The sequence below is a fragment of the Virgibacillus indicus genome, from assembly GCF_002266285.1.
GTDB lineage: Bacteria > Bacillota > Bacilli > Bacillales > Amphibacillaceae > Virgibacillus_K > Virgibacillus_K indicus.
Genome location: NZ_NPMS01000003.1, coordinates 257018 through 272931 on the forward strand (window position 1 = coordinate 257018; position 15914 = coordinate 272931).

12 protein-coding genes are annotated in these 15914 nt (G+C 36.8%); 11 read left to right on the plus strand and 1 reads right to left on the minus strand.

Annotation, left to right across the window (positions count from 1 at the left end; genetic code table 11):
* Positions 1-501 precede the first annotated feature (501 nt).
* Positions 502-2640, plus strand: a complete 2139-nt coding sequence (locus CIL03_RS08860) for a heavy metal translocating P-type ATPase (RefSeq protein ID WP_240508032.1) — start codon at positions 502-504, stop codon at positions 2638-2640.
* A gap of 180 nt (positions 2641-2820) precedes the next feature.
* Here CIL03_RS08860 and CIL03_RS08865 read toward each other — a convergent pair whose 3' ends face one another.
* A complete protein-coding gene (locus CIL03_RS08865; RefSeq protein WP_094885481.1) occupies positions 2821-3714 on the minus strand; it encodes a plastocyanin/azurin family copper-binding protein in 894 nt (297 codons plus the stop codon).
* Between the two features lie 586 nt (positions 3715-4300).
* Here CIL03_RS08865 and CIL03_RS08870 point away from each other — a divergent pair.
* The 10 genes from CIL03_RS08870 to CIL03_RS08915 all read left to right on the plus strand — a co-directional run bounded on the left by CIL03_RS08870 (position 4301) and on the right by CIL03_RS08915 (position 15906).
* Positions 4301-4921: an NAD(P)/FAD-dependent oxidoreductase gene (locus CIL03_RS08870; protein WP_094885482.1), complete on the plus strand. Its 621-nt coding sequence runs from the start codon at positions 4301-4303 to the stop codon at positions 4919-4921.
* Between the two features lie 166 nt (positions 4922-5087).
* Positions 5088-5837, plus strand: a complete 750-nt coding sequence (locus tag CIL03_RS08875) for a PIG-L deacetylase family protein (protein WP_094885484.1) — start codon at positions 5088-5090, stop codon at positions 5835-5837.
* A 22-nt stretch (positions 5838-5859) separates the two neighbouring features.
* Positions 5860-7656 (plus strand): ABC transporter substrate-binding protein, encoded by a 1797-nt coding sequence (locus CIL03_RS08880; protein WP_094885486.1) that lies wholly within the window; start codon positions 5860-5862, stop codon positions 7654-7656.
* A 102-nt stretch (positions 7657-7758) separates the two neighbouring features.
* Entirely contained in the window at positions 7759-8736 is a 978-nt protein-coding gene (locus CIL03_RS08885) for an ABC transporter permease (RefSeq protein ID WP_094885487.1), read from the plus strand.
* The gene (locus tag CIL03_RS08890; protein ID WP_094885489.1) at positions 8729-9598 is read left to right on the plus strand and encodes an ABC transporter permease; all 870 of its coding nucleotides are present in this window, start codon (positions 8729-8731) and stop codon (positions 9596-9598) included. The genes CIL03_RS08885 and CIL03_RS08890 overlap by 8 nt, the downstream gene beginning before the upstream one ends.
* On the plus strand, positions 9591-10562 hold the full coding sequence (locus CIL03_RS08895) for an ABC transporter ATP-binding protein (RefSeq protein WP_094885490.1): 972 nt from the start codon (positions 9591-9593) through the stop codon (positions 10560-10562). Before CIL03_RS08890 ends, CIL03_RS08895 begins: the two co-directional genes overlap by 8 nt.
* Positions 10555-11601 carry an ABC transporter ATP-binding protein gene (locus CIL03_RS08900; protein WP_094885492.1) on the plus strand — a complete coding sequence of 349 codons (1047 nt, stop codon included), beginning with the start codon at positions 10555-10557 and terminating at the stop codon, positions 11599-11601. Before CIL03_RS08895 ends, CIL03_RS08900 begins: the two co-directional genes overlap by 8 nt.
* Before the next feature lie 9 nt (positions 11602-11610).
* Complete coding sequence (locus CIL03_RS08905) at positions 11611-12987, plus strand: MATE family efflux transporter (protein WP_094885494.1); 1377 nt, start codon at positions 11611-11613, stop codon at positions 12985-12987.
* Between the two features lie 220 nt (positions 12988-13207).
* Positions 13208-13510, plus strand: coding sequence for a metal-sensing transcriptional repressor (locus tag CIL03_RS08910; protein ID WP_094885496.1), 303 nt, complete (start codon positions 13208-13210; stop codon positions 13508-13510).
* Between the two features lie 11 nt (positions 13511-13521).
* Positions 13522-15906, plus strand: coding sequence for a heavy metal translocating P-type ATPase (locus tag CIL03_RS08915; RefSeq protein WP_094885498.1), 2385 nt, complete (start codon positions 13522-13524; stop codon positions 15904-15906).
* The last annotated feature ends 8 nt before the right edge of the window (positions 15907-15914 follow it).

The window sequence follows — 15914 nt, forward strand, 5'->3', positions numbered from 1 at the left end:
CTTTTACTTGATAGATTCTCAAAAAATTTATTATATAGTTACACCACAAGGAAATAATCACTTAGCGAAAGGAGGACCATTATAATGAAAAAGAAGCTAACATCTTTAGGTATTGTTGCTGTATTGGCTTTAGGTTAGGTAATGCAGTTTATGCTAGTAACGGATCAGATAATGGTTGGAGTTTTGAGGAAATGCTTGCATTCATGAAGGAAAGGCACCCAGATATGGATGAAAAGCAAATGGAGCAAATGTATCAAGATTGTCACGGTTCAAGTAATGAAAAGGAATGGATGAATAACCAAATTTAAGTTTAGACCCCCTAATAATAGTCAAAATAATAAAGAATAGAACGATCATTTGTGATGATAGTTCTATTCTTGTTAAAAATTGGTTATTTAATTACCATACGGGGGTATTGTATGATATGATCAAATTAAGAAAGGGATATATTATACAGAATAATAGTATGGACAAACAAATATTAGATTAGGAGTGAAATTAATGACAAGACATGGGGATAAAAAACACATGCACAGTGAACATGAACATCACAATCATGAAAGTCATAAACACACACAGAACCACGAAGAAAATCATGAAACACAAAATCATCATATGGATGAAGGGCACGGTCATAATCACGATAGTCATCAAAGTCACGGGCACGACCACAGTAGCCATGAAGGACATGGTCATCATGATCATGGCGATATGGTTGGTGATTTCAAGAAAAGGTTTTTTATTTCATTAATTATTACCATTCCGATTCTCGCTTTATCACCAATGATTCAGGATTTCATGGGAGTTGATTGGCGGTTTACGGGTGATATGTACGTTTTATTTGTATTATCAACATTTGTCTTTTTCTATGGTGGCTGGCCATTTATAACAGGTGGAATCAGCGAGTTAAAAGATAAGAACCCTGGGATGATGATGCTAATCGCTCTTGCTATTACCATTGCATATGGATACAGCACCATGGTCGTATTTGGCTGGGGAGGTCATCAGCTTTTCTGGGAATTAGCCACATTGGTCGATATTATGTTATTAGGTCATTGGATTGAAATGCGTTCTGTAATGGGTGCGTCAAATGCACTCGAGCAGCTTGTGAAACTCATGCCAAATGAAGCACATCGTTTAGATGAGAACGGACAAGTAAAGGACGTTCCTTTATCGGAACTAAAAAATAATGATAGGGTTCTAGTAAAACCAGGAGAAAAGATTCCTGTTGATGGTACAATCGTTGATGGAAAATCAACTATAGATGAGTCGATGCTAACGGGGGAATCTGTACCGGTCGAAAAGTTTAAAGGAGACGAAGTAATCGGTGGATCAGTTAATAATGAAGGTTCCCTTACGATACAAGTAGAAAAAACAGGGGAAGAGTCGTATTTATCTCAAGTTATTACAATGGTTAAAGAAGCACAGGAATCAAAATCCAGGACACAGGATTTAACAAACCGTGCAGCTAAGTGGTTATTTTACCTTGCTTTAGTTGCAGGTTTTGCAACCTTATTTATTTGGTTACTTCTTGGTCATTCCTTAGATGTTGCTATTGAGCGAATGGTGACTGTAATGGTTATAACATGTCCTCATGCGCTGGGATTGGCAGCCCCACTTGTTGTAGCAGTTTCTACAGCAATTTCGGCTAAGAAAGGATTGTTAATCCGTAATCGTGCAAACTTCGAAGGTGCACGAAATTTAAATGCTGTTGTTTTTGATAAAACAGGTACACTGACGAAAGGTGAATTTGGTGTAACAGATATTGTTCCTAGTGAGGGATATAACGAAGAAGATATTTTAAAATATGCATCTACTGTGGAGCAAAACTCCGAACATCCAATAGCTACAGGAATTGTGAAAGCTGTGAAAGAAAGAGACATTCAACTAGGAAAACTAACTGACTTCGAATCAATAACCGGTAAAGGTATTCAAGGAAAAGTAGATGGCAAAAAAGTTAATGTTGTCAGTCCCGGCTATGTAAATAGCAATAATTTAGCTTATGATCAGCAGTTGTTCAATGAAATGTCAGAGGAAGGGAAAACAGTGGTATTTGTCCTCCTTGAAGACAAGTTAATCGGTATGATTGCACTTGCGGATATGGTTCGTGAGACAGCGAAAGAAGCAATTGCATCTTTAAAAGAAAACGGTATACATTCGATTATGCTTACCGGTGACAATAAAAAAGTAGCAAACTGGGTGGCAAAACAATTAGGTATTGACGAAGTATATGCAGAAGTTTTACCAGACGATAAGGCCAACCAGATTAAGAAAATCAAAGATAAAGGGTGGAAAGTTGCAATGACAGGGGATGGGGTAAATGATGCACCGGCATTAGCAACTGCTGACTTAGGAATTGCAATTGGTGCAGGTACTGATGTAGCAATGGAAACCGCGGATGTTGTTCTTGTGAAAAGCAATCCAAATGATGTTGTGGCGCTGATGGATCTGTCGAAAAAAACCTACCGAAAGATGGTTCAAAATCTATGGTGGGCAACAGGGTATAATATATTTGCTATCCCACTGGCAGCGGGAGTTCTAGCTCCAATTGGAATTGTTTTAAGTCCGGCAGTTGGGGCAGTGCTGATGAGTTTAAGTACGATCATCGTTGCAATTAATGCGAAGTTATTAAAGGAATAAGCTAAGGTTAAAATCATCAAAAAATGGGCTTTTGGACAACTGTCCCTAAAGCTCGTTTTTAAGTAGATAAGAAAACGGAATAGAAATATTAGGATAAATCCCACGGGCGATTAAGTGAGACTGAACAAGAGCGCTGATTTTGTGTTTACAATTCAGCGCTCTTTTCATTTTATATATCTTTTATGAAACCTTCAACGTACCAATCATACCTGACTCTTTATGCCCCGGTATCGTACAAACAAATTTGTATATACCTTTCTCAACTGGAGTAAAGGAAATAGTCTCCTTTTTCCCAGGCTCCGCATGTAAGTGAATTGTATTTGCTGACAGGCCATGATTATGGGAGGTCTTCCGCTGTACACCCTCTGGAGCAAAGTCAATAATTTCCAGGTCATGTTCTACTGTACCAGTATTTTCGATTGACATCGTTATCGTTTCTCCAACTTGGATGTTAATATCACTGGGTAGAAAGTCGTATTCATTGGCTTTAATCAATAAACCATTGTCTTTTGAGTTATGCTTAGAATGATTATGTTCAGCTGACTCAGATGACAAAAAGAGGGGCCCAGTTTGATTAAATATAAAAAACAGGAATCCAAAAAGGGCAACAGGAACCAAAGGGTTCTGATAAATAGATTTTTTCTTTCCATTAATCTCATTTTGCATCATATAAATCAGAATCAGCACCATTGCAAGAAATAAAAAGAACATTATTTTAACAATCGTTTCATGATACTCAACAGCAATCATCGCTCCGAGCATGGCGCCCATCATCCCTCCCATGAAACCGGATAAAAGGCCATCCAACACGGCCATTATACTTACGGGCACTCCTGCTAAAAAGCCTACAGCCATACCAGTAACCATCCCTAATAATGTGGCTATAAAAAAGTCATCTGTAAATAAAATTCCAAAGATAACACCAAGAAGCAAACCGACACTCATTCCCAAAGTCATTGCTATCATCATACCAGTCATGCATGGTATCTTCGTTCTATTGTAAGCTGTCTTAACAACAATAATAACCGAGAACAGAAGGGTTATCAGAAAAACTAAATACAATGTTGCTCCCAATAAATTAACCACCTTTCTATGTTGTTTAATCAGTACAGCATATGCATGTCCTAACTTGAAATATTCTAATTATCTTCTAATGTGGATAATTTCTGAATAAGAAAATAAAGATTTATTTGAACAATTTGTGAACACTTTATCCTTTTACCATTCCAAACATTTTTTTTGAATTTGTTCCTTTACAACCAACCTAACTGCAGCACAGCCTATTTATCTAATTACAAAAATTGAATTAAAATTGCGATCTCATCCTTCGTAAGGTCTCAAACTTAAATAGGGGTTAATTATTCTTGCTTTAGTTGCTTCAGCTGTAGGTTCAATTTTTATAGCAGGAAATGTCTTGCCACCAATTAAGAAACTGTAAGGTACATTAAAAGAGTATATGAAGTAAATTTTAACCAGACTTCATGCACTGTTTCAAAATTAAGTTGGTTTTAAATCAATTTGAAGTTATTGGGTGTTAACAGTGTAATGGATTCAATTTGTAGAATGAATAATTTTAATATTTCATCCTATGGTATTGCATACATAACAAGGGTATGGTATTATATGAAAAATTGTATATACAAATTATGGAGGACTACTTATGAATAAAAAGTATATCTCATTGGCAGTTAACGGTGGAATTGGTTTTGGTTCTTGGTTAAAACCAAAGCAATTAATTGCTTTAGGCGACTATTTAGAAGAAGATGCTGAAATAGAATTAACTACTTTGCAGCAATTAATTGTAAAAATCCCGGAGAATGAACTAGAGAATGCAAAGGAAAAGTTTGATGAAGTTGGATTACATTATTACAAAGTCGGTAATTATGTGAAAAGTTTAAGGACGTGCAATTTTTGTAAGGGAGAAGTGGAGGAAGGGCTACCTGTTGCCAAAGAATTGAATAAAAGAATAGCTGGCCAGAAAGTTCCTTTTACTTTGAGACCCGCATACACCGGATGTCCAATTGGGTGCGGAGAACCACTTGTTAATGACATAGGTGTATTAAAGAAAAAAGAGCATTATCAGTTATATATTGGAGGGCAGGCTAAAGGTTATAATGCAAAAGTTGGGGAATTATTTGCTGATGAATTACAACCAGAAGAATTATATAATCTTGTAGATAAAATTCTAGATGTTTACCGTGAAAATGGTGGGAAGAGAGAAAAGTTTTCTAGGTTTGTTAATCGATTTGGTATAGAGAATATAAAAAAAGAAGTAATGTGATCCGCTTATATACAATAAGTTATATAATTTTTATAAATCCTCTTGATTTTTTTTGATTAAAGAAGTAGTATTTTAATAACATACATTAGGGGGGTAGTGTATTTAAATTTTTAAATAAAATTTTCAGTATATTTAGAATGAACAAAAAACAGGAAGGGTGTTAATTATGGCGGAAAGACAAAAAGTATTACTGTTAGGGGTTTATGGTATGGAGGTGGTTGAGTGTGGTGGTGCATTAGCAAAGAACGTGAAAAATGGTGGTGAGTCTTATGCATCAATTATGTTGTCGAGTAATAAGTCAAGGGAACAAGTTTTGCAAGCAGCTAATGTATTAGGTGTCAAAATGGGTTTTACTGATTTCGAAATGGGTCATGTTGACACCAGTGCTGAGTCGAAAGAAAAAATAGTAAGAGTTGTTAGAGAGATAAAGCCTGACATTATTATTACTCAAGATCCCGAGCATTCATTTCATGATTTAGATCCTGACCGCAGACAGGCAATGATTACAATACTAGAAGGAATTGCATTAGCGGGCAGAGATTTTGCTTTAGATAAAATGCCTGAACTTAAACCACATTCGATTCCTACAATCTATTATATGACCCCACATCAACCGAATACAGTAGTTGACGTATCGGATGTGTGGGATTTAAAAAATGAGGCAATGAGCGTATTAAAAAGTCAGATGGAATTCAGTGGACAGCACTTTGAAAATTCCCTCTCTGAATCGAATCTAGAAAGCTTAGTTCCGGGTTTTTCAAAATTGTCAAATCACTATGAGAAGGGGCAAGCTGTGCATAAAGCATTAGATCAGGCAGTCCACGTATATCACGGACTAGCTACTCATGGACACTATGCTTTTGCAGAAGCATTCAGGAGAGAGGGTAATTTTCATTTAGATGAATTACTGAAATAAAAATAAAAAGGAGGAAGTAACATTGGGTAAAAAAATACTATTTTTACTTTTAGCTTTTGTGTTATTACTAACTAGTGCTCCAATGTTAACTCAAGCGCAAACAGTAGAACAGTTACGCGTGGGAATCTCATCTGATGAAAATACCTTAAACCCCTATACGTATGTCACTGGGAGTCCGGGTTTGGATTTAGTTCATTTAATGTATGATACGTTGTTTCAACTTGATGATAAAAATATACCTATTCCTTGGCTTGTTAAGGATTATAAAGTAAGTGAAGATGGTTTAACCTATGACTTAACGCTACATGAAAATATCATGTTTCATGATGGACAACCCCTTACTGCAAATGATGTGAAATTTACAATCGATTATTTTAATGAATACCCAAAATCACGTTTTACCAATCCGCTTGCTGATATACAGAGTTTTGAAATTAATAGTGATACAGAATTTACAATTACATTAGGTGCTGCTGATCCGAATTTTATGATTCAGCCTTTAGCTGATTTACCTATTTTACCAAAACATATTTGGTCTGAAATTGATAACCCTGATGAGTCGGACAATAATATTGGAAGCGGACCATACAAATTAAGTGAACATCGTTCTGGTGAATATTACAGATTGGAAGCCAATAAGGAATACTTTTTAGGTGAGCCACCAATTGGTGAATTAATTCTCCCGATTATTGAAGATACTACTGCATTATTTACAGCATTACAATCTGGGGAGTTGGATGTCGTGTCAGCCAACGTTTCACCGGAGTTAGTAAAACAATTTGAAGGTAACGAAAATGTTAAAATTGATCAAGGTGCTGGCTTTTCGACTACATTGCTGCAATTGAATTCCGAAAGATATCCAATGTCCGATAAAGATTTTAGAAAAGCTATTTCATTGGCGATAGATAATCAATATTTAATAGATACGATTTTGTTAGGCTATGCTGAGGTAGGAAGTCCTGGGTTTATTCATCCTGAATCTCCATTTTTTAATGATCAGTTATCAGTCGATCATGATATGGATGCTGCAAGACAAACACTTTTGAATGCTGGATTTGAAGATACCAATGGTGATGGGTTTGTTGAGGGACAAGATGGTGAAGAAATATCATTAGAAATGCTCGTTTATTCAGATAGCCCAACTAGAATCCGTACAGCAGAGATTATCACAGAATGGATGAATGATATAGGAATTGAAACATCAGTACGGGCGATGGATATGACCACGGTTGATTCACTTGTCTGGCCTGGCTTCGATGTCAGTCAAGGTAGAGACTTTGACTTATCTATATGGGGTTGGTCCAGTACGATGCAGATTTTCCCGGACCGAATAATTGAATTGTTTCATTCCGATCCAAGTATAGGTTCGGTTAATATTGGTGGATATAGTAATGAAGAATTTGATAAATTAGCTGCTGAACTGCAAGATGCAATAGATGAAGGTGAACGGAAAGAATTGATATTAGAGTTACAGCAATTAATTACCGACGAAACACCAATCGTTACACTTTATTATCAAGAAATCATTAATGCCTATAATCCTAATGTATACGATGATTATACATTCCAATTAGGTAAAGGGTTAATTAATAAACTATCATTCGTAACTCTGGATAATGAAGATAAAGAACAGGATGATGCATCAGAAGTGATGGGAGGAGAAGCGTCATCAGAAGTTACGGGTGAAGAGGAGATTGACACGGAGGCAATTGCAAATGAATCAGGAGGAAGATCAACACTTTTGTATTTACTGCTCGGAGTCATTGTGATTGCTGGTGGATTATTTTTTCTCAAGAAAAAAGGGGCAAAAAAATCCTAATCTAAACAAAATGGGTGCTGAATTTTTATTATTGCACCCATTTTGTTTATAAATTATTTTATTTTTTTAAAATTTAAAGAATAATGAATTGAAGGTGGTTGAATGAGTAAATACATGCTACAGAAAATAGCACAATATGGCATTGTTATTTTCATAATATTGACTCTTAACTTTTTGCTGCCACGTCTAATGCCCGGAAATCCGCTTATGTATTTAGCAGGAGAAGACGTAGGCTTTATGACTTCTGAGGAAAAACAACAAGTGTTAGAAGATGCTGGATTAAATGATCCATTGTACGTTCAGTATGGTAGTTATCTTAAAGATATGTTTACAGGGAATTTTGGATATTCCTATCAACAAAAAATGCCCATTATTGAATTATTAAGTGATCGCATACCTTGGACCTTATTGCTTGCGGGATTAAATTTGGTAATTGCCACCATACTTGGTGTGATATTTGGAGCAATTTCAGCCTGGAAACGTGGGACGCGAACGGATGTTAATATGCTGACATTTTTTATGTTTCTAAGTGCAATGCCATCGTTTTGGATTGGGATGATTTTAGTTTCTATCTTTGCAGGCACCTTAGGATGGTTACCGGTGTTTGGCGCTGAAACGGGATGGTCCAATTATACAGGATGGGAACGTGTAGTTGATATTACAAAGCATTTAATTTTACCACTTGTTTCTCTTGTTTTAATTTCTGTAACAAATGTATTTATGACGATGCGTTATTCCATGTTGAATGTTTTAGGAGAAGACTACATTAAGATGGCCAAAGCAAAGGGAGTTAAAAATAGAACAATCAAATATCGCCATGCAATGCGCAATGCTTTACTACCAGTTGCAACAGTTTTCATGCTAAGTCTAGGTTTTATGTTATCCGGGGCGACAGTTATTGAAACTGTTTTCGCTTATCCAGGTGTTGGACGACTTATGTTTGAATCAGTGTTAGCTAGAGATTACCCTTTAATTCAGGCGACTTTCTTAATTATTACGCTTAGTGTTATTGTAGCCAATTTTATTGCTGACCTAATGTACCCATTCTTAGATCCGAAGGTGGGAAAAAGTAATGGATAAACAAAAATGGAAACACTATTTAACAGTATTTACTAACAATAACTTAGGTATGATTGGGATAGCCATTCTTTTATTCTATATTTTTATCGCATTGTTTGCTCCTTTGATTTCTCCATATGATCCTACTGCACGAGTAGGAGCACCATTTCTTTCACCTAACAGCAACTTCCTGTTAGGGACAAATGATGTTGGACAGGATATATTGAGTGAATTAATACATGGTACTAGGATATCGATACTTATAGGAATTATAGCAGCTTTTCTCTCAGTGGCAATTGGGTGTTTAATTGGTATTATCGCTGGATATTACGGTGGGAAAATAGATAACTTCCTTATGAGAGTCGTAGATTTAGTACTTGTTATACCGTTTCTTCCATTAATGATTTTATTAGCAGCATTTATCGGACCGAGTTTTTGGAATATCATTTTTGTTATTAGCGTCTTAACATGGGCAGGGCCTGCTCGGGTAATCCGTTCACAAGTGTTAACAGTAAAAACGAAAGGGTATGTTGAAGCAGCGAGGTCAATTGGTTCAAAAGTATCTACTATATTATCAAAACATATTTTGCCAGGTGTTGTACCAATTGCACTATCCCAATTTGTATTAGCTGCAAGCCAAGCTATATTAATCGAGGCTTCTCTAAGTTTCTTGGGATTAGGTGATCCATTTAATAAAAGCTGGGGTACCGTTTTATATTATGCACAAGCAAGAAGTGCCTTCCTAACTGATGCATGGTTATGGTGGATTCTACCTCCGGGGATTTTAATTACGGTTCTTGTTATTGGTTTCGCATTTACTGGTTATTCAATGGAAGAGATCTTAGACCCAAGATTACGCAAGGGGAGGAAGTCTAATGAGTAATATTCTAGAAGTAAAGAATTTAACAACACATTATTTTACAGCAGAGGGACCAGCTGAAGCGGCAGGGGACGTATCGTTTAGTGTTAGAAAAGGTGAAATGCTGGGTTTGATTGGAGAATCTGGTTGTGGAAAATCTACTGTTGCATCTTCTATTCTTCGCTTAATTGAATATCCGGGAAACATAGTTTCAGGTGAAGTGGTCCTAGATGGTAAAGATTTAGTTAGTGCAAAAGAGAAAGAACTGGAGAAAATTCGTTGGAAGGATATTTCTGTGATTCCGCAAAGTGCCATGAATTCATTAAATCCGGTTTATACGATTGGTGATCAAATCATCGAATCTATTTTATTGCATGAGGATGTGACCAAAAAGGTAGCATTAGAAAGAACTAAGTCATTGTTAGAATTAGTAGGAATTGACAAAGATAGATGGAAAAGTTACCCTCACGAATTTAGTGGTGGAATGAAGCAGCGTGTGGCCATTGCTATGGCCTTGTCTTGTAATCCAAAACTTATCATTTCAGATGAATCAACTACAGGTCTAGACGTATTAACACAAGCGCAAGTAATGGCTCTAATGAAAGACTTACAGAAAAGGTTGGACTTATCAATTATTATGATTTCCCATGACTTGCCTCTAGTAACTTCTGTTTGTGACCGAATAGCAATTATGTACGCAGGGAAAATTGTAGAATGGGCTAGCACTGATGATATTGTAAACGATTCCAGACACCCCTATTCACAAGGTCTACTTAATGCAACACCAGATTTATTGAATCCTGATAAAGAGGTAAGCTCGATTCCTGGGACTGTACCTAACTTAGTTAATCTACCATCGGGATGCCGATTTAAGGAACGTTGTCAATATGCGATGAACCGTTGTAGTGAGGAAAGTCCAGCATTATTAGAAGTGAAAAAGGATCATCATGTAGCCTGTTTCTTAGAAGAGGGTGACTATCGTGAGTAAGGAAAATTTAATCGAAGTGAAAAACCTAAACAAAACCTTTACAAAAAAAGTTGGTCGCCATTTCTTTAACCGCAAAAATGTTCCCATTCACGCTGTGAATAATATCTCTATTGAAATAAAAAAGGGAGAGACATTAGGAATTATTGGAGAGAGTGGCTGTGGAAAAACTACTACCGCAAGAATGCTATTACGCTTGCAAAAGGAGACCCATGGTGAAATTCTTTTTAATGGGACAGACTTATGCAAGTTAAATGAAAGAGAGACTTCAAAGTTTCTCCCTAATATGCAGATGATCTTTCAAGATCCCTATGACACTCTGAACCCTGGCATGCGAGTTGTGGATTTATTAATGGAACCAATTAACGCACATATGAAAGGAATTTCTCATAACGAAAAAATAGAAATAATTAAAGAATCTATCGAAGCAATAGATTTAAAACCAGCTGAGCGTTTTATGTATCGGTATCCTCACGAATTAAGTGGGGGTCAGAGGCAACGGATAGCGATAGCTCGTGCCATCATATTAAAGCCTGATTTTATTGCGGCTGATGAACCTACTTCGATGTTAGATGTTTCTGTTCGAGCAGGAATATTAAACTTATTATTAAAGCTGAAAAAACAGATGGGATTAACGATGCTATTCATTACCCATGATTTAACTACAGCAAGTTACATGTGTGATCGTATCGCGGTGATGTATCAAGGTGAAGTGGTAGAGGTTGGAAATACAGAGAAAATAATTCGAAATCCAAGTCATCCTTATACAAGGGCATTAGTTTCTGTCGTTACAGATTTGAATCACTTTATTGAAAATCGGGACCGGATTATTTTGGATGGTGAGGTAGATGCTACGATAGAGAAGAAAGGGTGTATATTCGTCCATCGTTGTCCATTTAGAGAAGAACATTGTTTCCATGATCCTCCGAGCCTAGTTACTCAGCAGGGTGATCATCAAGTGGCTTGTAGTTGTTTAGATAAGATTCCTTCTGGTTTGCCCAAAGACCAATCTCTTCAGCAACAAAATTCTCATTCTATATAAAGGGACGGTGTGACGAATATTCGTTCAAAAGAAATAACAGGAAAAAGGTGGATTTTGTTTTTAGCGATACCGGCAGTTATCGAGAATTTTTTTCAAACTGTTATCGGGTTTGTTGATACATTGTTTATTTCGAAAATTGGAGTTGTAGAAGTTTCTGCAGTAGGTGTAACGAACGCTGTTCTACAAGTTTACTTCGCAGTTTTTATGGCAATAGGTATTGCGGTCAATATATATATTGCCCGATATACAGGTGCGAATGATCGGAAAAGTACGAAAAATACAGTTTGGCAATCTATCTACCTAGCTGTCTTTTCAGGCCTTTTACTAGGGTTTATGACTTTATTCTTTGCGGAGCCATTGCTCCAGTTAATGGGAGCAGAAGAAGCAGTTATTCAAGCAGGTACTTTATATTTCCAAATTATAGCAATTCCTTCAGTAATTCTAGCGTTATCTTTTGTACTTGCTAGTATTATTCGTGGAACAGGGGATACCAAAACACCAATGAAAGTGAGTATATGGATAAATATTATTCATGTTTTCTTAGACTATATTTTTATATTTGGCTTCTTATTTATCCCAGGAATGGGGATCGTTGGGGCAGCGATTGCTACGGTTATCGTTCGTTTAATTGGAGTTATCTGGTTATTTATTATCATTTATAAACGATTATTAAAAGAAGATATGAATACCTTTAAGTTTAATCCGATTAATTGGAGCTTTATGAAGAAATTACTTGTTGTTGGTACTCCTGCAGCAGGAGAAAGATTAGTAATGAGAATTGGTCAGGTATTGTATTTTGGTATTATTGTTTCATTGGGCACAGCCACTTTTGCCGCACACCAAATAGCAGGGAGTATTGAGGTTTTTTCTTATATGATTGGGTATGGGTTTGCAACCGCAGCAACAACCATTGTTAGTCAGTTAATTGGTGCGAATGAGTTTCATAAGGCAAAAAAATATGCTCAAGATTGTGTGTGGATTGCTGTTGGATTTATGTCGGTGATTGGATTGTTATTGTTTATTGGTGCAGAGCCAGTTGCTTTACTGTTTACCAGTGATGGCAATGTACTAAATCAGATTGTAATTGCATTAAGAATTGATGCATTTATTCAACCAGTACTAGCAGTCGTTCTCGTACTAACAGGGGTATATCAAGGTGGAGGAAATACTAAAACGCCAATGTATGCTACTACAATTGGAATTTGGCTTATTCGGACAGTGGGAGTCTACCTGCTTGGAGTATCCTTTGGATTAGGAATTGCTGGTGTTTGGGTTGCTATATTCTTTGACAACCTATTTCGAGCAATTTGGCTTTATTGGCAATTTCATAAAAATCGTTGGACAAAAGCAATTGATAAAGAAGATTTAAAAGAGCAGCAAATTTGAAAACATTAAAGGGTTGCTGACAAGCGAAAGCATTGAAAAGGTTAATGGATGGGCATAGGTTTGGTATTGGACCGGGTTTATGTTTATTGATTGTGAATAAAATTATTGGTACCCTAATAGAGATTTTTTTCATGTTACTTAAAATATAAAGACATATTATTTGACTAAAATACACTAGGGGGGTATTGTATAGGTATACTATATAAAGGAAGTGATTCATTTGGATAAATTCTTACATGAACACCCAAGTAAACCGAGAACAAAAGATGAAAAAGAAAAAGTGATTAACCGTTTAAAGCGTATAGAAGGGCAAGTTCGCGGAATACAGAAAATGGTGGAAGAGGATCGATATTGCGTTGATATTTTGGTTCAAATCAGTGCGATTCAGTCTGCTCTGAAAAATGTAGGTTTTGCCGTCACCGAACGACATATCAACCATTGTGTCAGTGATGCAATCAAACAAGGTGAAGGTCAAGAAACGATTGAGGAGTTAATGAGTGTATTAAAGCAATTTTCTAAATAGGGGGGAGTACAGTGAGTGAAACAAATCATGCAACACTTGGAATAACAGGAATGACCTGTGCTGCCTGTTCTACCCGTGTTGAAAAAGTGCTGAATAAAATGGATGGTGTTAAAGCACAAGTCAATTTAACAACAGAAAAGGCTAGTGTAGACTTTGATTCAGAAAAAACTACCATAGAAGATATTACGAAGAAAATTGAAAATGTTGGATATGGTGTTCTGATGGAAAATACGGAATTAGATGTTTTTGGAATGACTTGTGCTGCCTGTTCGACTCGAATTGAAAAGGTATTGAATAAGCAAGAAGGGGTTAGATCTGCAACTGTAAACTTAACAACAGAAACTGCCACGTTAGAATATAACCCTGGGCTCATAGATACAAAAGCAATAATCGATAAAATCAAAAATTTGGGTTATGATGCGAAACCTAAAGCTGAAGCAGCGGAAAAGCAAACACATAAAGAAAAAGAAATTAAAAATATGAAGACGAAATTAATTATTTCGGCCGTGTTAGCTGCACCATTATTAGTAACTATGTTGGTTCATTTATTTAATATGACGATACCGGATATATTCATGAATCCGTGGTTCCAATTTGCTTTGGCAACTCCTGTTCAGTTTATCATCGGCTGGCAATTCTATGTTGGTGCATATAAGAATCTTCGCAACGGTGGAGCAAACATGGATGTGCTTGTTGCATTAGGTACAAGTGCTGCTTATTTCTATAGTTTATACGAAGCATTTAAGACTATCGGTAATCCTGAATATATGCCGCATTTGTACTTTGAAACAAGTGCTGTATTAATCACATTGATTTTATTTGGCAAGTACTTGGAAGCAAGAGCGAAAAGTCAGACAACGAACGCGTTATCCTCATTGCTCAATTTACAGGCAAAAGAGGCACGAATTATTAGAAATGGCGAGGAAACCATGATTCCAGTAGAGGAAGTTGCCGTTGGTGATCGATTAGTTGTAAAACCAGGCGAGAAAATACCTGTAGATGGCATAGTTGTAAAGGGAAGAACCTCTGTCGATGAGTCAATGATTACGGGGGAATCCATTCCAATTGAAAAGGAAGTAGACGCTGGCTTAATCGGCTCAACGATAAATAAAAATGGCTCGATTGAAATGGAAGCAACAAAAGTAGGAAAAGATACTGCCCTTGCATCGATTGTGAAAGTAGTCGAGGATGCCCAAGGATCGAAAGCGCCAATCCAACGATTAGCCGATGTAATTTCTGGCTATTTCGTACCGATTGTTGTAGTGATTGCCATTCTAACATTTGCCATATGGATTGCGTTTGTTCAACCCGGTGAATTTGAATCTGCCTTAGTTGCATCAATTGCTGTACTTGTTATAGCATGTCCTTGTGCTTTAGGACTTGCAACACCTACATCCATTATGGTTGGTACAGGGAAGGCTGCGGAGAACGGAATTCTTTTTAAAGGCGGGGAACACCTCGAAAGAACTCACCAGTTAGAGGCAATAGTTCTTGATAAAACAGGTACCATCACAAAAGGAAAACCAGAAGTAACAAACTTTACAGGTGACGAGAAAGCATTACAATTACTCGCAAGTGCGGAAAAAGGTTCAGAGCATCCACTTGCCGAAGCAATTGTTGCCTATGCAACAGAACAAGATATTGATTTAGTTGAAGTAGATGATTTTAATGCAATACCGGGACACGGTATCGAAGCTACGATTTCAGACAATACCATTCTCGTTGGAAATCGAAAACTAATGCAGAATCACCAAATTGAAGTTGGTGGCGCAGAACAAGAAATGATCGATTATGAAGTGGAAGGAAAAACTGCTATGCTGATTGCTGTTAATGGTGAGTACCGCGGAATTGTTGCCGTTGCGGATACGATTAAAGAAACAGCACCACAAGCAATCAGAGAGCTAAAAAAAGAAGGTTTAGAAGTTATCATGTTAACCGGTGATAACGAAAGAACAGCTCAAGCTATAGCAAAACAAGTTGGCATTGATCAAGTGATAGCACAAGTTTTACCTGAAGAAAAAGCAGATAAGGTAAAAGAAATTCAGTTACAAGGTAAAAAGGTCGCAATGGTTGGGGACGGAGTGAATGATGCTCCAGCACTTGCAATTGCTGATATTGGAATTGCAATTGGTACAGGAACGGAAGTGGCAATCGAAGCGGCTGATGTAACGATTCTTGGCGGTGAGTTATTACTAATTCCAAAAGCAATCAAAATCAGTCATGCGACGATTAAAAATATCCGTCAAAACCTTTTCTGGGCATTCGGTTACAATACAGCAGGAATTCCAGTTGCTGCAATTGGATTACTTGCACCATGGATTGCTGGTGCAGCAATGGCGTTAAGTTCGGTAAGTGTTGTTTCTAACTCCCTTCGATTGAAGCGGGTTAAGATATAATTTAAGTA